Below are 20,571 nucleotides of genomic sequence, written 5' to 3' on the forward strand. Positions count from 1 at the left end.
ATGATGTCAACTACGCGTCCCCGAGCAGGTCGGCGATTCCACGTCGCAGTTCGAGCATGCCTGTTGCGTTCTTGATACGGTCTTCACCGGTCGCCCGATACATCTTCTTGAAATGGTCGAGAACGCGTATTGACGATGTGCTGGAAGCGCTTTCGATAGCCTTTGCACCGAGAGCCAACCCCTCGTCTGGATCCCCGTGGCGCAGCTGTAGCGCAGCAAGCTGTGTGAGGCAGAGTTGCCGAGATCGAGCGTGCTCATCTGAAAGCTGTAGCGCGAGCCGAAGGCGATCAATAGTGTTGGATACTCCGGTGTTTCGCTCGTAAGCAAGATCGAACAAGCCGTGTGCGGTATCGCTGTTCAGCAACTGTGCGTTATAGTAGGCGCTGAATCCTTCGTATTCCGTGTCTGGGTGGTTTTGGTCTGCGGCCTCTGAAAAGTATTGCTCCGCTTCCTGAACAGACCTGATGCACTCGACATCATTGCCCAACCGACCGAACGCGCGAACTTGTACGGCGGCTATGTCGGCTCTGCGCAGCAACGAAATGCGATCGGAGCGGACCGACGCGACACCCAGCATGGTGAGTGCATCGTCTGCATTGCCGAGAAATATCGCCTGCCGCGCCATGCAAGTCAGAATCGCGGAGCGCAACCACCATTCGCCAGCTTCATCGGCCATTCGTAAACCCGCTTGGAAATGAGCCCGAGCCGGACCGTGCTGCCCACGATCGTAGTAGGCCCATCCCACCACCCGAAAGAACGTTCCGATTGCTGATAGCATGGCAGTCCGGACGCGCGACGGCATGTCCGCTTCGAGATATCCTACGGCTGTACGTAATTGGGAGGCCATCCCCTCACCGATCCGCAGTCCCGCATCATCCGCAGCACGGAACAGCCCTGCCCATGACCGTATCTGGGCAACGTGGTCCATTCCCGCCCGGCGGGGTACAGGCGGCTCGATAGGCGCGCTTCCGACAGGATCGAGGCCATTGTCGACGATCGCGACAGAGGCCGCTAGCAATCCGCGCAGAAATTGATTGCGGTTCACCTCGTCCTCGCCCTCCTTCATAGCGGTGTCGGGATCCGGAAGATCGCCGGTGTCTTCCGCCGAGATAATAGGACGACTCTCTGAACGAAGGCCGGGTGCGAGGCGCGGGACCAGATCAGCCAACTGTGCTTGAAACCTGGCCAACTGTTCGTCATCGAGCCTGCGCAGCACCGTGTCCATGCCTGCGGCGAATTCACCTGTCAAAGTGATCGTTTCGCGTCGCCGCTCCCATTTCCCAACTGCCGCCTCAGAGAAGCCAGTTATCTCGGCCAGTCTGCGCTGGCTGATCCGCAGGGCATCCCGGCGTAGAGCGCGCACCTCCAACCCGGTCCACCTGGTCACGACAATCACTACGCCTGCCCCTCGGTGTCCGCTGGTTGTGTATAGGCAGCGTAAGGGTTCCGTACGCAGCGCGTGCCTTCAATCGCAGCTCCGCGGACGAAATGCTCATACATAGCCCCGTCGCCGGGCAGACGCCGTGCCTTGATCAGGTCCCCGGCGGCGGGTGCGTACCAATGGGCAACAGAAGGGGAAGCCATGGACCACGAGGAAGTGCCAGAGCGATACCTGCAGCGCTACGACGGGACATGGTCTCTGGTCGGGCCGGATGGATGGGAAATCACACCTGAAGAGCTGACCGAATTTCGAGCCGATGTGACGTCACCCATCGCGGCTTTGGCGCTTCCAGCGATCGATGTAGAACCGATCTCGGTGCGGGATGGAGAGGTTCGATGAACAGTGGATGGACCACGCTCGGGTGGGTAGCCGTGGTCGGTTTGCCCTTGGTGGTGACCGTGGCCGTGATTCTCTGGCCCCAACGCATCGCGAAGGATCGAACTGTGCGTGCGATTCGGCGGCGCGTCGAGGATGAGGCCTCTGCTAACAAGTGACCGTTGTGTACCGTTTCGGTGTTCGTCGGCGTGGAGAGCGTCGCCCGGTGTGGCTGCGCTGGTTCAGGCCAGACGCGACCAGGATTTCAGCTGACCCGGAAAGTCGCTTCGGCGGCGATGAGCTGTGCGAGGTCGTCGGGGCGGCTCCACATGGGCCAGTGACCGGTCGGGAGATCGATGAGGTCGAGGTGCCGAAGGTTCACGACCTCGGCGAACATTGGATGACCGGCGTTGGCCAGCTCCATCAGCTGCGCACTCGGGATCGAGCAGCACACCACCGTGGTCGGGACCTTCAGACGGGCATCGTTGGCGAGTTCCACTGGCTGACGAAGCACGAGACCGGGTTCCGGGACGGCTCGTGCCCGGAAGCGCTCGAGAACGTGACTGCTCAAGCCTTCGAGGCTGGCCTGTTCCTCGAGCACGTCGAAGGGCGGCAGGGGCAGCTCGTCCAAATCGTCGGGCATGTCCGGAGCGAAGACGCTTCCGGGCGCTACCGGCCCGCTGTCGACCCAGACCACACGGCGGACGAGTTCGGGGCGCTGATCGAGCACACGGCTCACCGGAGCGTTGGCTCCGCTGTGCGCCACGATGACCACCGGCTGCTCTTCGGTAGCGGCAGCCTGTTCGATCGCCGCAACCTGGTCGTCGAGCGTCCTGAACGCTCGTTCACGGTCGCCTTCATCCAGGCCGGGAAGGGTCATCGGGATGGCTCGCCGGCCCGCAGCGGTCAGGTGTTCCACCACCTCGTCCCACGCCCATGCCCCCAGCCAGTGGCCAGCGATCAAGATGATGGTCGGTTCGCTCGTGGTGGTTGTCATGCTGCGATACTCGCATACCCCTAGGACAAGGGTGTGTCACCATTTCTGACATGATTTTCGCTGGGGTGCAGAAGTGAAACGAGCAGAGCGGCTCCACGCGCTATCCGAGATGCTGCGCCGGGCTGGTTCCCGCGGATGCACGGCCGAGCGACTAGCGGCGGAGTTCAGCGTGTCGGTGCGGACAGTCAAAAGAGATCTCAGCGCCCTCGAGAACAGCGGTATGCCGATCTGGTCGCGCCCGGGGCCTGGCGGCGGCTACGGTCTAGCCGCTCGGGCGAGCCTCCCGCCGGTCAGCCTGAGCCCCGCGCAGGCGGTGGCGCTACTCGCGGCCGTCTCAGCTGCATCCGACGCCCCCTATGCAGACCTGGCCTGCGCTGGCGTTCAAAAAGTCCTGGACGTCCTCGACCCCAAAACCCGAACGAAAGCACACGAACTCGCAAGTCGCATCTGGGTGGACACACCATCGCCTACCGTGCGCGCGGTCAGATCGGCACTCGAAGAAGCGATGGCCGAGCAACGCGTCGTGCGTATCCGCTACACCTCGCGTGAGGACAGCGAGACGACCCGCGACATCGAGCCGATCATGTTCGCATCCACCAACGACCGTTGGTACCTGATCGGCTGGTGCCGGCTACGCAGTGACATCCGATGGTTCCTCGTAGCGCGAATCGAGCACGCCAGCGTGACCACGATTCCCTGCAGTGGCCACAGTATCCAGGAAGTCGGCACTCCCCCCGCGACGGCAAAGTCCGTGTAGAGCCGAGGGGCGCCATAGGCGTTCACTCGCTACACATGGGCGTCGGCCAGCATTTCTTCGTCGGCGCTCTCGAGACTTGTAGCGCAACGCCAAGAGATCCAGCAGTTTCCCACGGTCGCCGATCCGAAAACAAACCTCACCCGCCTACGGCCCGCGCAGCAGGTTCAATCTGACGATTTCGACGATCGAGTCGGTTGGCCGACCGTGCGTGTCGCGGTCTCGGCAGGTAGATGCCCGGCTGCGGCGAGTGTGCGGAGAATGACCTGCCGTCCACAGATTGACATTCACTCGGGAGGCGCGCAGCAGGGGTGGATGAGGCTACGGTAATGAGGAACACCGTCGAGCAGTTGGTCGGCTGCCGAATCCGACAGGACCTCTTTCGAACTGCCGCAGGCTCGCTATCTCTGGGCGAGGGATTACTCCGCTCGGCCTTCCGGCGCGGAGTGTCGCCGGGTTCGGATGGGTATCCCTGGAAGGCCCGGACTGCACGACCACTCCACCACGGGACGAGCGCCTCGCCCCTGCCCGCCGCGACTCTCACCGGCAGCGCACACCGAAGATCGGAGCACGAACATGCACGACGACAACCCCGGACTATTCAGTCATGCCCCCGCAGAACCTGAGCCGTACTCGATACCGGCCGATGCTCCGCAACCAGTTTTCCTTGCCGCGGTGCCCGAGCCGGACACCGCCAGCTGCCCGGACGTTGGTACCAGATAGGCCGGTACTAGCCAGGGCAGGCGCTCGATGTGTGCGCTGTCCGGCCGGAAGACACGATCACCGACTTCATGTAGCCAGCGCCGGGACAGCTTCCCTCCACGCAAGGCGAACTGCAGGAACACGATCGCGGCCACCACCAGTCTTGGCGCTTGGCTCGCTACGCGGACTCGAGACATGTTTCGGCCGTGGACCTTTTGCCGCGAATTAGGTCGGAAACTGTCCTATACCTGCGACACACTCGACTCATGAGCGAAACTGAATCGACCCTGGATCAGACCGACATCACCGACTACAACGATCCGAACGCGCCGTGGAACTGGGCGTGGGATCAGGAAGACGGCATAGCGGCCTGGAACGATGATGTGATCAAGGAGTTCCGGCAGAACGCGGGCAAGGTGGGCGGCGCTTATGCGGACGGGGACCTCATTTTGCTCACCACCACCGGAGCCAGGAGCGGCAAGCGGCACACGACTCCGCTGGGACCTCTGTACCGGGACGGCACCATGTACGTGAGTTCGTTCTCCGAGAGCAAGTACCCGGACTGGTGGTACAACATCAAGGCGAATCCGCAAGCCACCATCGAGCTTCGGGACAAGACCTACCAGGCGACTGGCAAGGTGCTCGAAGGCGCGGACTACGAGGAGTTCGCAGCCTGGGTGCTGGCCAACAACCCGCTGCTGGCGGACTACCAGTCCAAGGTAGACCTGCCGATGCCGCTGGTCGTGCTGTCCCTCGACGGCGAGGGCTGAGCGAGAGCGACATCCAGCGTTTCGCTCGCGGTTCAGCCCACTGCCGGGTCCATCGACAGAATCGTGATCGTGACTCCGAGTGCGACTCGGGCAGTTGGCCATCGGCGGCGAGGACACGTCTCCTCGGCCTGAGTAGCACTCCGAAGTCACCGGGCAACCCGACCGTCGAAGTGGCTGGCTGTCCGGAAGCGTCGTGCAAACGGTGCGGGTGAGGTACCTGGACGAGAACCAGGCCGTGAGCACCACCCCCGTGTTCGTCGGCGCGGACAGCGTCGTGTCGTCGGGGTGCTGCGCGAGCACCACCAAGGCTGTGTGCGCTACGTGGGCACGAGTGGCCGCGCGGCGGGCGGGAATATCCCGCTCACAGCGACAGCTATCCTTTACTGGTCATGAAGTCGGCTTTTTCGGGTCCGGTCACAGGTGCGGTGCCCCAGACGGTCTACCTCGATCACGCGGCCACCACGCCGATGCTGCCCGCGGCCATCGAGGCGATGACGGCTGCCCTCCGAACGACCGGTAATGCGTCATCACTGCACGGGTCCGGCCGTGCTGCTCGGCGGCAGCTCGAGGAGGCACGCGAGTCGATTGCCGCCGACCTCGGCGCTCGGCCCTCGGAGGTCGTCTTCACCTCCGGTGGAACCGAAAGCGACAACTTGGCGGTCAAGGGCATCTACTGGGCTCGTCGCGCCGCTGAGCCGCACCGCAACCGCATCATCGCAAGTTCGATCGAACATCACGCGGTGATCGACGCTGTCGAGTGGCTCCAGCAGCACGAAGGCGCGCAGGTCACCTGGCTGCCGGCGGATACCGAAGGTGTCGTCGCGCCGAGCGCCTTGCGTGCTGCGCTCGCTGTCGATCCCAGCGATGTCGCGATGGTCACCGTCATGTGGGCGAACAACGAAGTCGGCGCCATCCAGCCGATAGAGGCGCTGTCGGAGGTGGCGCGGGAATTCGACGTGCCGATGCACAGCGACGCGGTGCAAGCAGCTGCCCAGCTGCCCATCGATTTCCGCGCCAGCGGCCTGTCCGCGGCGAGCATCGCCGGACACAAACTCGGCGGCCCGCACGGTATCGGCGTGCTGCTGCTCGGCCGGCAGGTGCCATGCGTGCCGCTGCTGCACGGTGGCGGGCACGAGCGCGACCTGCGCTCCGGGACGTCGGACATCGCAGCGGCTGCCGGGTTGGCCACCGCACTGCGGCATACGGTGGTGGACCTACCGGCTCGTACGCTCGAATTGAGCGCGTTGCGCGACGCGCTGTTCGACGGCATCCGTGCGATCGTTCCGGATGCGCTGGTCAACGGCCCGCTCGGGGAGCGGCGCCTTCCAGGCAATGTGCACGTCACCTTTCCCGGCTGCGAAGGGGATTCGTTGTTGATGCTGCTGGACGCGGCCGGGATCGAATGCTCGACCGGTTCGGCGTGTACGGCCGGCGTCGCCGCACCGAGCCATGTGCTGATTGCGATGGGCAACGACCCGAGGCAGGCTCGCGGGTCGTTGCGCTTCTCGTTGGGGCACACTTCGACGCGGGCCGATGTCGACCGAGTGCTGGACGTGCTGCCACAGGTGGTGGCGCGGGCCGAGGCCGCGGGCCTGGCCGGTTCGAGAGGAGGTGTCTGATGCGGGTACTCGCCGCGATGAGTGGGGGTGTGGACTCGGCCGTGGCGGCCGCGCGTGCGGTGGACGCGGGCCATGAGGTGGTCGGTGTACATCTGGCATTGTCGGCGACCCCGGGCACCCTGCGCACGGGGTCACGCGGCTGTTGTTCGAAAGAAGACGCCGGCGACGCTCGCCGCGCCGCCGACGTTCTCGGCATCCCATTCTATGTCTGGGACTTCGCCGATCGCTTCAAAGAAGACGTGATCGACGATTTCGTGGCCGCCTATGCGGCGGGTGAGACGCCGAACCCGTGCCTGCGATGCAACGAGAAGATCAAGTTCTCCGCCTTGGCCGACCGCGCGATGGCCCTCGGCTTCGACGCGGTGGTCACCGGACACTACGCCCGGTTGCACGACGGCGTCCTGCGCCGCGCGGTCGACGCCGACAAAGACCAGTCCTATGTGCTGGCGGTGTTGACCGCCGAGCAGCTCTCGCGCGCGCTGTTCCCGGTGGGCGACACACCGAAGCCGCAGATTCGCGCAGAGGCCGCGCAACGCGGGCTGGCCGTGGCGAACAAGCCGGACAGTCATGACATCTGCTTCATTCCCTCCGGCGACACCCGCGCATTTCTCGGAGCGACGATCGGCGTTCGACCCGGTGCTGTGGTCGACGCCGGCGGCCACGTGCTCGCACAGCACGACGGCGTGCACGGATTCACCATCGGGCAACGCAAAGGTCTCGGACTGCCCGGGCCGGCGGCCGACGGCAAGCCCAGGTATGTGACCGGCATCGATCCCGATTCCGGGACGGTTCGGGTCGGCTCGGCCGACGACCTGCGGGTCTGGACGGTACAGGCCGAGCGAGCAGTCTGGACCTCGGGCTCCGCGCCCACCGGTCCAGTCGAGTGTGTGGCCCAGGTGCGCGCGCACGGCGGCACCGCGCCAGCAGTTGCCGAGGCGGTCGACGAGGGGATGGTCGTTCGCCTGCACGAGCCCCTGACCGGCGTGGCCCGTGGCCAGGCGGTGGTGCTCTACCGATCCGATCCGCAGGGCGACGAGGTGATCGGCAGCGGGACCATCTCGGCCACGGAGCACTCGATCGCGACCGCGGGGACCCGGTGAGTCGCCGACGCGAGGCCGCGCGCCCTCGATGCCGGTGACGACCGGCGCTGCGGAATTCGACTGAACGGGAGAGTGGCGACGGTGGACGATTTCGGCCCGGCGAGCGTAGCGGAGGGCGACCCGGCCGTGGCGGCGACCGAATACGACGGGATTCCCGGAGGATGCGCGACCGGCGTCGGTTCCTGGCCTGGCGGCGATCCCCGAGAAGCAGCCGCAACGATCGTGGGTGAACTCGCCGATCTGCCGCACCTGGTGGAGCTGCCCGAGCGCGGGGTGGGCGCCGACCTGATCGGCCGCGGCGCCGCGTTGCTGGTGGACCTGCATATCGACAGCACGCCACGGGGGTACCGGTTCGCGTCCCGGCCAGGCGCGGTATCGCGGCGAGCGCGGGATCTGCTGCGCACCGATGTGGACGCGCTGGACGAAGCGTGGCAGAACGCCGGCCTGTCCGGCAGTGACCGCCTGGTCAAGGTTCAGGCGGCGGGCCCGTTGACTCTGGCCGCGCACGTGGAGTTGTCCAGCGGCCACCGCGCGCTCACCGACGCCGGCGCGGTGCGCGACCTGTCGGCGTCGTTGGCCGAAGGGCTGGACCAGCACGTCGCAGAAGTCCGTCGCCGACTCGGCGCACGGGTGGTCCTGCAGTTGGACGAACCGTCGCTCACCGCGGTGCTCGACGGCGCACTGCCAGGTGTGAGCACTTTGAACACCGTCCGCGCGCTGCCCGAGGCGGAAGCCGTGGACCTGCTGGATACGGTGATCAATGGCCAGAGCGTGCCGGTGCTGGTGCACAGCTGCGCGCAGCCACCAGCCCTGGGCCTGTTGCGCCGTACCGCGGCCGTGGCACTCGGCTTCGATCTGAGCACGATCGGCGCCCGGCAACTCGATGAGGTCGGCGAGGCGCTCGACGCCGGCAAGCGACTGGTGCTCGGAGTCGTTCCGCCGGCGCCGCCGTCCGCCCCGATCACCTGGCGGGAGCTCGCACAGCCGGGCGTGCGACTGGTCGACCAGCTCGGCTTCGGCCGCGAGACCCTGGCGCAGCGGGTCGCGGTAAGCGCTACTTGTGGTGTGGCCGGCGCTTCGTCGACCTGGGCTCGCCGGGCCTTGCAGCTGGCCACCGACGTCGCGCGAGCGTACGCCGAGGAGCCGGAGGCGTTGTCGTTCGACTGAGTCCGCCCAGTGGCCGTCAGGGCGCTGTGCTGTCGGATTGCTCGGCTACTGTGCGATGCGTGAGTGACAGCGACAGCGCGGCGACCCCGCAGCAGCGAGTCGAATGGCAGCAGCTCGCGGACGAGGTGCGCGAGCATCAGTTCCGGTACTACGTGCGGGATGCGCCGATCATCTCCGACGGTGCATTCGATGAACTGTTTCTCCGGCTGCAGGCCATGGAGGACGCGCACCCCGACCTGCGCACGCCTGATTCCCCGACGCAGCTCGTCGGTGGCGGGTTCGCGACGGATTTCGCGGCGGTCGACCACCTCGAGCGGATGCTGTCGCTGGACAATGTGTTCGATGTCGAGGAGTTGCGCGCCTGGGCAGCGCGCGTGGAGGCCGACACCGGCCCGGATGTGCACTACCTGTGCGAGGTGAAGATCGACGGCGTCGCACTGAACCTGGTCTACCGCAACGGTCGCCTGGTCCGTGGCGCCACCCGCGGCGACGGGCGCACCGGCGAGGACGTGACGCTCAATGCCCGCACCATCGACGACATCCCCGGTGAACTCACACCGAGCGACGAATTCCCGGTTCCGGGCCTCCTGGAGGTCCGCGGCGAGGTGTATTTCCGATTGGAAGATTTCGAGACGCTCAACACCGCCATCGTGGCCGAAGGAAAGCCGCCGTATGCGAATCCGCGCAACACCGCCGCGGGTTCGTTGCGGCAAAAAGATCCCGCGGTCACCGCGCGTCGCCGTCTTCGGATGATCTGCCACGGACTCGGGCGCATCGACGGCTACACACCCACCTCGCTGCACGAGGCCTACCGCGCACTCGCACAGTGGGGGCTACCGGTGTCGGAACACACCCGTCGAGTGCGGGGCATCGACGCGGTGATCGAGCGGGTCGCCTATTGGGGAGAACACCGTCACGACATCGAACACGAGATCGACGGCCAGGTGATCAAGGTCGACGAAACCGCCCTGCAGCGTCGGCTCGGTGCCACCTCGCGCGCTCCTCGGTGGGCGACGGCGTACAAATACCCGCCCGAAGAGGCGACGACCACACTGGTGGACATCCAGGTGAACGTCGGTCGCACCGGCCGGGTGACTCCGTTCGCGGTGATGCAGCCGGTGACCATCGCGGGGTCCACGGTGGCTATGGCCACGCTGCACAATGCCGCCGAGGTCGTGCGCAAAGGAGTGCTGATCGGTGACACGGTCACCATCCGCAAGGCGGGCGATGTGATTCCCGAGGTGTTGGGGCCGGTGGTGGATGCACGCCCGGACGACGCCCGCGAGTTCGTGATGCCGACCCACTGTCCGGAGTGCGGTACCGAGTTGCGGCCGGAGAAAGAGGGTGACGCCGATATCCGCTGCCCGAACCAGCAGTTCTGTCCCGCGCAATTGCGCGAGCGCGTTTTCCACGTTGCCGGCCGGGGCGCGTTCGACATCGAAGCGCTCGGCTACGAAGGGGCGGTGGATCTGCTGAAGTCGGAGGCGATCGTCGACGAGGGCGATCTGTTCGATCTGGACGCGCAGGTACTGCTCACCACCTCGCTGTATGCCAACAAGGACGGCAGTCTGTCGGCCAACGGCACCCGCCTGTTGGAGAATCTGGCCGTGGCCAAGGACCGGCCGCTGTGGCGAGTCCTGGTGGGTCTGTCGATCCGGCACGTCGGCCCGACCGCGGCGCGTGCCTTGGCCGCCGCATTCGGCAGCCTAAACCGGATACAGCAGGCGTCGGTCGAGGAATTGGCTGCGACCGATGGCGTCGGCGCGACCATTGCGGCTGCGGTGTCGGAATGGTTCACCATCGACTGGCATCGCGCCATCGTGGAGAAGTGGCGAGCTGCGGGCGTGCGGATGGCCGATGAACGCGACGAGTCCATCGCCCGCACCCTCGAGGGGCTGTCCATCGTGGTGACCGGCTCGTTGCAGGGCTTCACCCGGGACGGCGCCAAAGAGGCGATCCTGGTGCGCGGCGGCCGGGCCGCCGGCTCGGTGTCGAAGAAGACCGCGTTCGTCGTGGTCGGTGACATGCCCGGATCCAAGGCGGCGAAAGCGGAGCAGCTCGGGGTGCCGATCCTCGACGAGGACGGATTTCGACGACTGCTCGAACATGGGCCCGACGCAGTTGCGGTGCAGCCACCCCCAACCGATTCCGAAGCCGTGGAGTGAGGAGCGCTCGGACACAGTCGAAATCGCCGAAGTGTGCCGGCCGGTGTCGCGGCGGCGGGGCACAGGCGGAAGTATGACGGCCATGCTGCGCAGTTTTCAGGTGACCAATCACAGATCACTGGCCGAGGAACAACAGTTGCGACTCACCAAGGCAAGCGGTCCGGTGTCGATGCCGGTGACCGCCGTGCACGGTGGGCCGGCGGCGGGCAAAACGAATCTGATCGACGCGCTCGGACAGATGCGTGACGCAGTCTTGCATTCGATCACCCAGTGGGATCCGTACGCGGGTCCGGTGCGGTCGCCGCATCGCGGATTTCCGGATCGGCCATCGCAGTTCGTGGCCGCGTTCGTGGCCGAGGGGGTGCCCTACACCTACGGGTTCGAAGTGGACAACGCCGATGTGACCGCGGAATGGTTGTACACCCATCCGCGTGCGCGCAAGCGAATCGTGTTCGAGCGCAGCGGCGAACAGGTCAAGATCGGCCCGATGTTCGAGGCCGCGCGCTACGGGGTCGCCGCGGTCGCACCGCTGGTCCGTCCGAATGCCTTACTGCTCAGCCTCGCTGGACAGATGTACGCCGAGGCCTTGGTACCCGCTTTCCGATGGTTCGAGTCCATGCTCGAGGTGCAGCGCGGACCCGCCGACCTCGACGCCATCTCCCATCGGCTGGGTGGCCATCTGTCTCGGTCGCCGGAGAACGCGGCCCGCTTGTTGGTGCTGCTGCGCAGCGCGGAGCTGGGGATCAGCGATCTCCTGGTCGCCGAGGACGATCCGATGTATGCCGACTACCTTCGCGAATTGGATAGGGATATCGCCGGTCTGACGCAGCGGATCGATCGGTGCGCCACCTCGGCCGGCTACGCCGAGCAGGTGGCGCGTGACACCGGGATGACCGGTCCGCTACTCGAACGCGAACTCACGAATCTGATGGCCGCGCGTGATGCGTTGTATGCGCGCATGGTGGCGCGCCGCGGAGTCGGACTGAGCTTGGTGCACGATGGCATCGCGAACCCGTTCGACATCGGTGACGAATCCTCGGCAACATTGGCTCTGTTGCGGCTGCTGCCGACCATGCTCGATGCGTTGGACTCCGGGCGGGTACTCGCCATCGACGACATCGGCGCGTGCCTGCCGGCCGAAGAGACCGACCGATTGATTCAGCTGTTCCAGAATCCGGAGACCAATACGCGCGGCGCTCAGCTGATTTTCACCACCGACAACCGGGGACTGATCGACCGGGGCAACGGACGCTCACAACGCACCCGCACCTCGGTGTGGCAGATTCGTCGCAATGACCAAGGCGTCAGCCAGCTGGTGTCGGTGTAGTACGCAGTCCTGAGCAGTTTCTGGGATGTCGGCGGCGTCGACGGCTGGCGCCGACCACGAGTGATGCGCTGAACGCTGGCGGACCAGGGAAGCAGCCAGCTCGTGTCGGGTGTAGAACGGCCCCTAACATGAGCAGATGCTGGAGTTCGCTGCTCTGTTGACCCTGACTGCCGTGTTGGTGTCGCTGATCGTGCTCGTCGTCCGTGATCGCCGCGACCGTCGAGGACGAGTGCGGTCACCGACGAACGCCGAGCGCGGGACGCTGTTCGTCACGGGTGTGAGCCCACGTCCCGATGCCGCGGGGGAGCAGTATGTCACGATCACCGGCGAACTGTCCGGCCCGTCGGTCACCGGCACCGTGGTCTACGGACGGTTCTCGTGGAATGTGAAGACCTGGCCCGAGATCGGGGACATTCTCATGGTGGTCTATCCCGCGGGTCGACCCGAGCGATGGCAGTTGTACCAACCCAACTGATCGGAGTTCGATCGACTGCGGTGTAGCGAGTAGGCGCGCGTCAGCCCAGGACCGTCGCGACGATCCCACCGAGATAGCCGAGTCGGGCGACCTCGGACGGTCGGAAGTCGGGGCCGCCGGGGCGGCCGAGCAGCAGCACTCTGCCCGTACCGCCGAGTGGGGCGGCGGCGAGTCTGGTGTCCATGTCGCGCCAGATTGCAGGCACCCAGTCGGCGTCGGGATCGAGTGCGGTGGGCTTTTCCAAAGGCATCCACGGTGCCGTCGCGGCTTGCGTCTGGGGTGCACTGACGCTTCCGACGACCCGGTAGATGCCGTGCGGACCGATGTCGATGATCGTGCTCCAGCCGACGCGCAGCACTCGGGGCACGCCGTCGACCAGTACTTGTAGTCGATCGTCGCGGGCGGTGGCGACCTGGTCGATGAGCTCGAGCTCGCGAGGGGTGTCCAAGATGCCCGAGTAGGGGCGGATCGAGTCCACACGTACATCGCCGATCGATTCGCAGGCGGTGATCAGGGTGTCGGGCAGGGCGTTGGAGGGTACGTCGACGACCAGGTCGTCGACGGCATACCCGGCGCCGCGCTCGACGACATCGAGGGAGAGGATGTCGCCGCCGACGGAACCCAGCGCGTGAGCGAGTGCACCGAGGCTTCCCGGTCGATCCGGAAGTTGCACGCGGAGTAGATACGACACGTGCTTTCCTTTCCTTGGCGGCCGAGGCTCTGAACGGATACCCGGGTAACGCCATCCTTACACTCTCGACGGCTCGTTATCGAGTTGGAGCCTCGCCGGTGACACACGCCACTGGCGAATTTGCATTCGAGCGGCGTGTCGTCCGGTCTGAGCAGAAATATACCTCCGCCGGCGGCGATTGCCAGTTGCCTGCTGGACGTGACCGGGTGGTCGGTCCAACCCGGTGCGGGTGCCGGATGGAAACGAGGTCGCCGATGGCTAGGCTATGGGGTTGTCGAGTACGCCGCGCTCCGCTGCGAGCGCAACCGGCGTGCATTAGTTGAAATCGAAGCCGAAAGGGGTTCCGCGGTGCCCGCCATCTCCCGCGACGAGGTCGCACACCTCGCCCGGCTGTCCCGGCTCGCGTTGTCCGACGCCGAACTGGATCATTTCGCCGGACAGCTGGATTCGATCCTGAGTCACGTGCGGACCATCTCCGAGGTCGCTGCCGTGGACGTGCCCGCCACGGCATCGCCGAACCCGGTGTCCAATGTGGCTCGCCCCGATGAGGCGGCCCCGTGCTTGACCCCGCAGCAGGCGCTGTCGGGCGCACCGGCGGTGGAGGACCAGCGATTCATGGTTCCGCAGATCCTCGAGGAGGACGAATGACCGACTTGACTACATTGTCGGCGGCGGAGCTGGCCGGCAAGATCCATGCGGGCGAGCTGTCCTCGGTGGAGGTCACTCAGGCGCACTTGGATCGCATAGACGCGGTCGATGGTGAGTACCACGCGTTCCTCCATGTCGCGCGGCGGCAGGCGTTGGCCGCCGCCGCCGAAGTGGACTCTGCCCTCGTTTCGGGCGCTCGACCGGCCTCGTCGCTGGCTGGGGTTCCCTTGGCGCTCAAGGACGTATTCACCACCACCGACATGCCGACCACGTGTGGGTCGAAGATCCTCGAGGACTGGGTGTCGCCGTACGATGCGACGGTCACGACGCGACTGCGCGCGGCGGGTATCCCGATTCTCGGCAAGACCAACATGGACGAGTTCGCCATGGGGTCGTCCACGGAGAATTCGGCTTTCGGCCCGACGCGCAATCCGTGGGATACCACTCGTGTCCCGGGCGGCTCCGGCGGTGGTTCCGCCGCGGCGCTGGCATCGAATCAGGCTCCGTTGGCGATCGGGACCGATACCGGCGGTTCGATCCGTCAGCCTGCGGCTGTCACCGCGACGGTCGGGACCAAGCCGACCTACGGCACGGTGTCGCGTTTCGGCCTGGTCGCCTGTGCGTCATCTCTGGATCAGGGCGGTCCATGCGGTCGAACCGTGTTGGATGCCGCATTACTGCACGAGGTGATCGCCGGGTACGACCCGCGTGACTCGACCTCGCGCGACGTGCCGGTGCCGCCGGTGGTGGCTGCCGCGCGTGCGGGTGGCAATGGTGATCTGCGCGGCGTGAAGATCGGCGTGGTGAAGGAACTGCATTCCGATAGCTACCAGTCGGGAGTGCTCGATTCGTTCGATGTCGCGGTGGCGATGCTCAAAGATCTCGGCGCCGAAGTCGTCGAAGTGTCGTGTCCGCACTTCGAATACGGGTTGTCGTCCTACTACTTGGTGATGCCTTCGGAGGTGTCGTCGAATCTGGCCCGCTTCGATGCCATGCGTTATGGCTTGCGTGTATCCGATGACGGTGCGCACAGCGCGGAGCAGGTGATGGCGGCTACGCGTGCGGCGGGGTTCGGTCCGGAGGTCAAGCGGCGCATCATGCTCGGCACGTATGCGCTGTCTGCGGGTTACTACGACGAGTACTACGGCCAAGCGCTCAAGGTGCGCACGCTGATAGCGCGTGATTTCGCCAATGCCTACGAACAGGTCGACGTTCTCGTCTCGCCGACCAGCCCGGTCACGCCATGGAAGCTGGGTGAGAAGATCGACGATCCGTTGGCGATGTACCTGACCGACTTGTGCACTCTGCCCACCAACCTGGCCGGCCACGCGGCCATGTCGGTGCCGTCGGGCTTGAGCAAGGACGACGGTATGCCGGTCGGCCTCCAGATCATGGCTCCCGCGTTTGCCGACGACCGCCTGTATCGGGTCGGCGCCGCCTACGAAGCTGCGCGCGGACCCATCGGCTGAGTCGATTCGGCCGGCTCCCGATCGGGAGGTGCCCGATCGGGAGGTGCCCGATCGGGAGGTGTGGGCTGCTCAGGTGGTGTGTAGTGACTCGGCTCGCTTCTGGATGCCTTCGGTCATGCCTTCGAAGCCACGGCGCAGACTCGTGCCCAGTAGTGCCACCACGACCGGGTGTAGCCACCCGCCCAGTTCGAAGTGCGATGCGTAGTGGGTGCGATTGTTCGAAAGTGGCGTCACAGTCTGTGAGCGCAGACTGTGCAACGCACCGAGCGGGAGCGGTCGCATGGCATAGCTGAATTCGTGTCCGGGAGTGCAGGAGCGGATCCACTCACGCTGTCTGCGTGGGCGTGAGCCGGACAGGTGGGCGAGCATATCGATCGGTTCGCCGACGACGAGGGAGCTGTGACATTCCGAGACGAAGGGATTCCACTCGCCGTAGCGGGAGAAGTCGGTGATCACATGCCACACCAAGTCGGCAGGTGCATCGATCTCGACAGTGCAGGGGATGACGAAGGCCATACATCAATTTAGAACATGTTCTAGATATGGCGCATCCTTTCCTTGCCGAACGATCAGCAGCTGCCCATTCTGGTCCCTTGGTCGGCGTCGTAGCGATGGCCATGGCCACGCGGAGTATCGAGCGCGGCGAGCAGATCGGCCGAGGCCTGCAGGAAGCTGATTCCCGGAAGCCATCGGGGGATCGGGGCGTCGATGCGAGCAGCGGTCAGATCGGGTGGTCGCCACAGGAGGCTGGGGGACCACCAGATCACCGGATCGGAGCTGTTGGCCAGCACGGTTGCGCCGCCGCGGTGTACTCGGCCGCCCGGCGGTCCGGCCCACAGCGTCGCGCAGGTTCTGCGGTCCTGATCGGCGTCGTCGGCGAACACCGCGCTGCCGCTGAGCGCACCGAGGCTTTGGCCGTAGAGGTACAGCTTCGGCTTGTGTGCCAGGCCCTCGAGGTGATCTTCCACAGCGGTGAACAGACTGCGCGCAGCTATGGCTGCCTCATTGCGTCCGAAGGCGAAGCTCGCCCAACTCGGTAGATACGAATACTGCAACCCGACCAGCGCGACGTCGCCGTCGAAGCGCCGGTCGAAACCCTCGACCGCCTTCGGGTCGATCCAGCCCGATCCGGTCGGCACGACGACGACCAGATGCGAGCGCTCGAAGCCGCCCGACCGCACCAACTCCTGGATCGCCAGTGCCACCCGGCTGTGCAGGTCCGGCGCCGCGGTCACTCCGATATAGACAGCTACGGCGCGTTCGGGGGCACTGCTGACGAACGTGCGTCCGTGCGCGCCCAGTGAGGCCCAGCTCACCACCGACCCGGGTCCGCCCGATCCCGACATCGGTTCGACCACAGTGGGATCCACTGCGGCGTTGGCTCGCGCGTACACAGATTCCCCCCACGTCACCACCGCGGGAACCCCGACGAATTGCAGCACGAGTACAAGCACGATCCCCACGGATGCTGCGCGTGTGAAACCCAGTGTGCGCAGCAACCAGGCGATCGTGTGCGTGATGCCGAGACACACGCCGACCACGACGGCCGCGCCGAGCCCGCATCGCACCCAGTAGTCCACGGCGATTCGGGGTGCACCCATCGCTGCACGGAGTGTGTTCTGCCAGTGGTGCGCGTGTGCTACGGCTCCCACGACGAGCACCGCCATCACGACCGCGACCGGCATACGCGCACGGGTCTGCTGCCGAGTGCCGAGCAGGCCCGGCTGTCGCACGAGAGCACGCAGGATCCCTGCCACCCCGAGCGCGAGCGCTGCAAGCAGCCCGGTCAGCGCGATCTGGGTGCCGACCGAACGAGGTAGTAGTCCTGGCGCCAGAGAGGCCAGCGTCCCGATTCCGATCCCCAGGCTCGTGCCGAGTCGCGGCGGTTGGATTCGAGGCACCAGCACAGTTCGCGCAACGAGAGTTTCTCGGCGCTGGTCGTGTAGCGCCGGGGCCTGTGACACCGTCATCGCACATCTACCGAGGCTCTGGACCTGTACGACGCACCGACCTCTGGTGGGCGCCCGCCCCGCCGCCGATTGCGCGCGAGGAGGACGATGCTCAGCCCGGCGATTCCGGCCGCGAGTGCTGCGAACGGTTTCCACCTCTCAGCGCTGCGGAAAACTGCGGCGTCGAGCAGGGGTTCGTCGACGGGCGCCCCGTAGTTCTGTCGACGGGAGTTCAGGTCGACGGCGAGTTCCGCAATCGATGCCATGGCAGCGCACCGAGTGCGGGCCAGCGACTGCTCTCGCGCTGCACAGGCGCGGTGCATGCGCTGCGCGAGGCTGGCATCCAGGGCCTGCCGCGCCCAAGGCCCCAGCGGTTCGCCGCGCCGATCCGCGTAGCGCAACAGATCGTAGCCGAGGTCGTGGGCCTTGCACGCGACGTCGAATTCAACAGGCAGGCTCACCGGTGTGGAACAGTCGCCCTGTGGGTTGACCAGGAGCCCGTCCACCATCCGCGGGTGATAGCCGTACAAGCGTGGAAAGTCGGGCGGTACGACCGGTTCTCGAGGTAGGTCGTCGGTGAGTCCGACGACGGCGGCCCGTGCCAGCGAGCTCTCGACAGCCGGGTCCGCGGTCGCGACCTGCTGCGGTGTGAGGGTGAGCAATCCGATTGTCACCACGGCGATCCACGCCGTCCCGGCCTGCGTGGCGAACTTGCCAGGGCGCCGAGCGGTGGGATCGGCTGTGACAGCAGAGTTTCGAACTCCGCGGCCAGCGGTGGACGTTGCCGCTGGCTGTGGTTTCGTGCTGGTCGGTGTGCTCATGACGACAACGCTAAAAATCGGATTCTCCGGGCACCTCACGCTCGGGAGGTGCCCGTCGTCCATGCCGTCGTGGCAGTGACCGTGCCGTCTCATCCTGGAGTATCAGACCGATTTCACCCCTGTGGGTGAGGTCTGGCCCACCCGTGGTTTCTACTGTCGTAGGTATGTACCGACGAATTCGTGCCCACATGCGCCGACTGGACGCTGCGACTCGATTCGACGTGGGTACAGCGTTGGTCGTGATCGTCTTGTATGCGGTGGCCTGGCCGACATTGCATGTGACGCACCTCGTGCCCGTCGTGGCCCAGCCCTTCATCGCGGCTCTGGCCGCCTTCCCACTGCTACTCGTGCGGATCAATCCAGCATTGGGCTGGGCGATCTCTGCGGGCTCGGCGTTGGTGATCGCCCTGGCGATTCCGAATCAGCCGAACAACGAGCTGCCCTTCCAGGTCGTGCATCTGTTGTGCCTGCTGGTAATGCTGTTCGCGGTGGCGCTGCGCTCACCGAGCCAGGTCGTGGCAATCGCCTGGGTGGCCACGGCGCTTCTGTTCGGGACGACCTTGACCAGTGACAACGAGGCGTCCGCGACCACCGCGTGGGGCTGGCCGGTCGCGTTGGCGGGCCTGGTGCTGTTCGGACAGCTCATCCGAAGGTTGGCGCTCTCGCGGCGATTGTTGGTGCGGCAAGAAGAAGAGAACGAGCTCGAACGGGCTCGTCGAGCCATCCTGGAGGAGAAGGCTCGCATTGCGCGGGATCTACACGATGTGGTGGCCCACCATATGTCCTTGGTGGTGGTGCAGGCGCAAACTGCGCCGTATCGGATCGAGGACGTCGGTCCGGCCGCGCGCGCCGAGTTCGAGTCGATCGCCGCCACGGCACGGGCGGCACTCAACGAGATTCGCAGCATGCTCGGCGTGCTGCGCAGTGACGGCCAGCTGCCCGAGCACGCGCCGCAGCCGAAGGCGGGCGATGTGATCGACGTGTTCGAGGGCGCACGGCGCGCCGGAGTCGATATCACCTGGACCGTGCATGGCTCACTGGAGTCCGTTCCCGAGACCACAGGTTCGGCGCTGTATCGCATCGTCCAGGAGTCGGTGTCCAATGCCTCTCGGCATGCCCCGGGCGCCGCGGTCCACGTGAGCGTCGAATGCGGAGCGGATCTGGTACTGCTCGTCGGCAACGAACCGGGAGCCGCGCTCGCCCGCGCGAGTGTCGGCGGCGGGCACGGTATTGCCGGGATGCAGGCGCGGGCGGTGGCCGTCGGCGGCGAACTGGCCGCCGGTCCCCGCGCCGACGGCGGTTTCGAGGTACGAGCCCGACTCCCGCTGATCGTGCCCGACAGCGAGACCGTGGCCTCCGCCGCGTCCGTCGACACCCCCGCGGACCGGTGAACTACGCACTACTCGGCTGCCGCGCGGATGGGCCGGCGGCGCGGCGCCGGCTGGCGAATTAGGGTGGCCACGTGGCCATTACCGTATTGATCGCCGACGACCAAGCGATGGTTCGACAGGGGTTCGGCGCGCTGCTCGCGGCACAGCCGGACATCAGTGTGCTCGGTGACGCGGAGGACGGGAAGGTCGCGGTGGCCGAGGCCAAGCGCCTGCGTCCGGACGTCGTGTTGATGGATGTACGCATGCCGCAGATGAACGGGTTGGACGCGGCGCGCGCCATCCTTTCGGCGGGGTTCGACCCACCGATTCGGGTACTGATGCTCACCACCTTCGATATCGACGACTATGTCTACGAGGCGCTGAGTCTCGGCGCCAGCGGGTTTCTGCTCAAGGACGCGCCCGCCGAAGAACTGGTACGTGCGGTGCGCGTGGTCGCCGAGGGGCATGCGCTGCTCGCGCCGACCGTCACTCGGCGACTCATCGCAGATGTCGTGCGTCGCCGTAGTGGTGTGCGCGCCACATCGAACGCACAGTTGGCCCAGTTGACGCCACGCGAGTACGAGGTGCTCGAGTTGATCGCCAAGGGTTTGTCGAACACCGAGATCGCCGCGACGCTGGTCGTTGCCGAACAGACCGTGAAGACTCATGTGTCCAAGGTCTTCTCGAAGCTGAACCTGCGCGACCGGGCTCAAGCGGTGGTTTTGGCCTATGAGACCGGCGTGGTCACTCCCAGCTGACCGACTCGCCGACCGAGGTCGGCGAGGTCGGTG

General features: G+C 65.9%; 20 protein-coding genes. 14 read left to right on the forward strand and 6 right to left on the reverse strand.

Annotation, left to right across the window (positions count from 1 at the left end):
* Positions 1–10: 10 nt before the first annotated feature.
* Complete coding sequence (locus tag K940_RS0103620) at positions 11–1,369, reverse strand: hypothetical protein (RefSeq protein WP_155980735.1); 1,359 nt, start codon at positions 1,367–1,369, stop codon at positions 11–13.
* A gap of 213 nt (positions 1,370–1,582) precedes the next feature.
* On the opposite strand from K940_RS0103620, the gene K940_RS32840 reads away from it, so the two are divergent.
* On the forward strand, positions 1,583–1,780 hold the full coding sequence (locus K940_RS32840) for a hypothetical protein (RefSeq protein WP_028476404.1): 198 nt from the start codon (positions 1,583–1,585) through the stop codon (positions 1,778–1,780).
* Positions 1,777–1,935 (forward strand): hypothetical protein, encoded by a 159-nt coding sequence (locus K940_RS32200; RefSeq protein WP_155980736.1) that lies wholly within the window; start codon positions 1,777–1,779, stop codon positions 1,933–1,935. The genes K940_RS32840 and K940_RS32200 overlap by 4 nt, the downstream gene beginning before the upstream one ends.
* A gap of 86 nt (positions 1,936–2,021) precedes the next feature.
* Here the strand turns inward: K940_RS32200 and K940_RS0103635 are convergent, their stop codons facing one another.
* Positions 2,022–2,753, reverse strand: a complete 732-nt coding sequence (locus tag K940_RS0103635) for an alpha/beta fold hydrolase (protein ID WP_028476405.1) — start codon at positions 2,751–2,753, stop codon at positions 2,022–2,024.
* 73 nt (positions 2,754–2,826) lie between these two features.
* On the opposite strand from K940_RS0103635, the gene K940_RS0103640 reads away from it, so the two are divergent.
* The 8 genes from K940_RS0103640 to K940_RS0103680 all read left to right on the forward strand — a co-directional run bounded on the left by K940_RS0103640 (position 2,827) and on the right by K940_RS0103680 (position 12,832).
* Entirely contained in the window at positions 2,827–3,510 is a 684-nt protein-coding gene (locus K940_RS0103640; protein ID WP_028476406.1) for a YafY family protein, read from the forward strand.
* A gap of 965 nt (positions 3,511–4,475) precedes the next feature.
* A complete protein-coding gene (locus K940_RS0103650) occupies positions 4,476–4,979 on the forward strand; it encodes a nitroreductase/quinone reductase family protein (protein WP_028476408.1) in 504 nt (167 codons plus the stop codon).
* A 389-nt stretch (positions 4,980–5,368) separates the two neighbouring features.
* Positions 5,369–6,598, forward strand: coding sequence for a cysteine desulfurase family protein (locus tag K940_RS0103655; protein WP_051406851.1), 1,230 nt, complete (start codon positions 5,369–5,371; stop codon positions 6,596–6,598).
* Positions 6,598–7,698 carry a tRNA 2-thiouridine(34) synthase MnmA gene (gene mnmA, locus K940_RS0103660; RefSeq protein WP_028476410.1) on the forward strand — a complete coding sequence of 367 codons (1,101 nt, stop codon included), beginning with the start codon at positions 6,598–6,600 and terminating at the stop codon, positions 7,696–7,698. Before K940_RS0103655 ends, mnmA begins: the two co-directional genes overlap by 1 nt.
* Positions 7,699–7,848: 150 nt before the next feature.
* Entirely contained in the window at positions 7,849–8,865 is a 1,017-nt protein-coding gene (locus K940_RS0103665; protein WP_028476411.1) for a methionine synthase, read from the forward strand.
* A gap of 59 nt (positions 8,866–8,924) precedes the next feature.
* Positions 8,925–11,030, forward strand: a complete 2,106-nt coding sequence (gene ligA, locus K940_RS0103670; RefSeq protein ID WP_036527425.1) for an NAD-dependent DNA ligase LigA — start codon at positions 8,925–8,927, stop codon at positions 11,028–11,030.
* A gap of 82 nt (positions 11,031–11,112) precedes the next feature.
* Positions 11,113–12,357 (forward strand): ATP-binding protein, encoded by a 1,245-nt coding sequence (locus tag K940_RS0103675; protein ID WP_028476413.1) that lies wholly within the window; start codon positions 11,113–11,115, stop codon positions 12,355–12,357.
* Positions 12,358–12,493: 136 nt separating this feature from the next.
* Positions 12,494–12,832, forward strand: coding sequence for a hypothetical protein (locus tag K940_RS0103680; RefSeq protein WP_028476414.1), 339 nt, complete (start codon positions 12,494–12,496; stop codon positions 12,830–12,832).
* A 40-nt stretch (positions 12,833–12,872) separates the two neighbouring features.
* Here K940_RS0103680 and K940_RS0103685 read toward each other — a convergent pair whose 3' ends face one another.
* Positions 12,873–13,523 carry an amino acid-binding protein gene (locus tag K940_RS0103685; RefSeq protein WP_028476415.1) on the reverse strand — a complete coding sequence of 217 codons (651 nt, stop codon included), beginning with the start codon at positions 13,521–13,523 and terminating at the stop codon, positions 12,873–12,875.
* Positions 13,524–13,871: 348 nt separating this feature from the next.
* Here K940_RS0103685 and gatC point away from each other — a divergent pair, with 348 nt between their 5' ends.
* Together gatC and gatA are read left to right on the forward strand one after the other, a co-directional pair.
* Entirely contained in the window at positions 13,872–14,171 is a 300-nt protein-coding gene (gatC, locus tag K940_RS0103690) for an Asp-tRNA(Asn)/Glu-tRNA(Gln) amidotransferase subunit GatC (RefSeq protein WP_028476416.1), read from the forward strand.
* Positions 14,168–15,640: an Asp-tRNA(Asn)/Glu-tRNA(Gln) amidotransferase subunit GatA gene (gene gatA, locus K940_RS0103695; protein WP_028476417.1), complete on the forward strand. Its 1,473-nt coding sequence runs from the start codon at positions 14,168–14,170 to the stop codon at positions 15,638–15,640. The genes gatC and gatA overlap by 4 nt, the downstream gene beginning before the upstream one ends.
* A 69-nt stretch (positions 15,641–15,709) precedes the next feature.
* Here the strand turns inward: gatA and K940_RS0103700 are convergent, their stop codons facing one another.
* The 3 genes from K940_RS0103700 to K940_RS30650 are packed head-to-tail and all read right to left on the reverse strand — an operon-like array spanning position 15,710 to position 18,410.
* Entirely contained in the window at positions 15,710–16,156 is a 447-nt protein-coding gene (locus K940_RS0103700; RefSeq protein ID WP_028476418.1) for an SRPBCC domain-containing protein, read from the reverse strand.
* A gap of 53 nt (positions 16,157–16,209) precedes the next feature.
* The gene (locus tag K940_RS0103705) at positions 16,210–17,610 is read right to left on the reverse strand and encodes an alpha/beta-hydrolase family protein (protein ID WP_028476419.1); all 1,401 of its coding nucleotides are present in this window, start codon (positions 17,608–17,610) and stop codon (positions 16,210–16,212) included.
* Positions 17,607–18,410: a hypothetical protein gene (locus tag K940_RS30650; protein ID WP_155980738.1), complete on the reverse strand. Its 804-nt coding sequence runs from the start codon at positions 18,408–18,410 to the stop codon at positions 17,607–17,609. Before K940_RS30650 ends, K940_RS0103705 begins: the two co-directional genes overlap by 4 nt.
* Positions 18,411–18,574: 164 nt before the next feature.
* Here K940_RS30650 and K940_RS26850 point away from each other — a divergent pair, with 164 nt between their 5' ends.
* The gene (locus tag K940_RS26850) at positions 18,575–19,801 is read left to right on the forward strand and encodes a sensor histidine kinase (protein ID WP_051406852.1); all 1,227 of its coding nucleotides are present in this window, start codon (positions 18,575–18,577) and stop codon (positions 19,799–19,801) included.
* A gap of 71 nt (positions 19,802–19,872) precedes the next feature.
* On the forward strand, positions 19,873–20,538 hold the full coding sequence (locus K940_RS0103720; RefSeq protein WP_028476420.1) for a response regulator transcription factor: 666 nt from the start codon (positions 19,873–19,875) through the stop codon (positions 20,536–20,538).
* Positions 20,539–20,571 lie beyond the last annotated feature (33 nt).

The sequence above is a fragment of the Nocardia sp. CNY236 genome (genome assembly GCF_000482385.1).
In the GTDB taxonomy this organism is placed as follows: Bacteria; Actinomycetota; Actinomycetes; order Mycobacteriales; family Mycobacteriaceae; genus Nocardia.

Bases quoted from the DNA above. Each gene is read 5' to 3' on its own strand.
- K940_RS32840 (WP_028476404.1), top strand. From the start codon at position 1,583: ATGGACCACGAGGAAGTGCCAGAGCGATACCTGCAGCGCTACGACGGG.
- K940_RS32200 (WP_155980736.1), top strand. From the start codon at position 1,777: ATGAACAGTGGATGGACCACGCTCGGGTGGGTAGCCGTGGTCGGTTTG.
- K940_RS0103635 (WP_028476405.1), bottom strand. From the start codon at position 2,753: ATGACAACCACCACGAGCGAACCGACCATCATCTTGATCGCTGGCCAC.
- K940_RS0103650 (WP_028476408.1), top strand. From the start codon at position 4,476: ATGAGCGAAACTGAATCGACCCTGGATCAGACCGACATCACCGACTAC.
- K940_RS0103655 (WP_051406851.1), top strand. From the start codon at position 5,369: ATGAAGTCGGCTTTTTCGGGTCCGGTCACAGGTGCGGTGCCCCAGACG.
- mnmA (WP_028476410.1), top strand. From the start codon at position 6,598: ATGCGGGTACTCGCCGCGATGAGTGGGGGTGTGGACTCGGCCGTGGCG.
- K940_RS0103675 (WP_028476413.1), top strand. From the start codon at position 11,113: ATGCTGCGCAGTTTTCAGGTGACCAATCACAGATCACTGGCCGAGGAA.
- K940_RS0103680 (WP_028476414.1), top strand. From the start codon at position 12,494: ATGCTGGAGTTCGCTGCTCTGTTGACCCTGACTGCCGTGTTGGTGTCG.
- gatA (WP_028476417.1), top strand. From the start codon at position 14,168: ATGACCGACTTGACTACATTGTCGGCGGCGGAGCTGGCCGGCAAGATC.
- K940_RS0103700 (WP_028476418.1), bottom strand. From the start codon at position 16,156: ATGGCCTTCGTCATCCCCTGCACTGTCGAGATCGATGCACCTGCCGAC.
- K940_RS0103705 (WP_028476419.1), bottom strand. From the start codon at position 17,610: ATGACGGTGTCACAGGCCCCGGCGCTACACGACCAGCGCCGAGAAACT.
- K940_RS30650 (WP_155980738.1), bottom strand. From the start codon at position 18,410: ATGAGCACACCGACCAGCACGAAACCACAGCCAGCGGCAACGTCCACC.
- K940_RS26850 (WP_051406852.1), top strand. From the start codon at position 18,575: ATGTACCGACGAATTCGTGCCCACATGCGCCGACTGGACGCTGCGACT.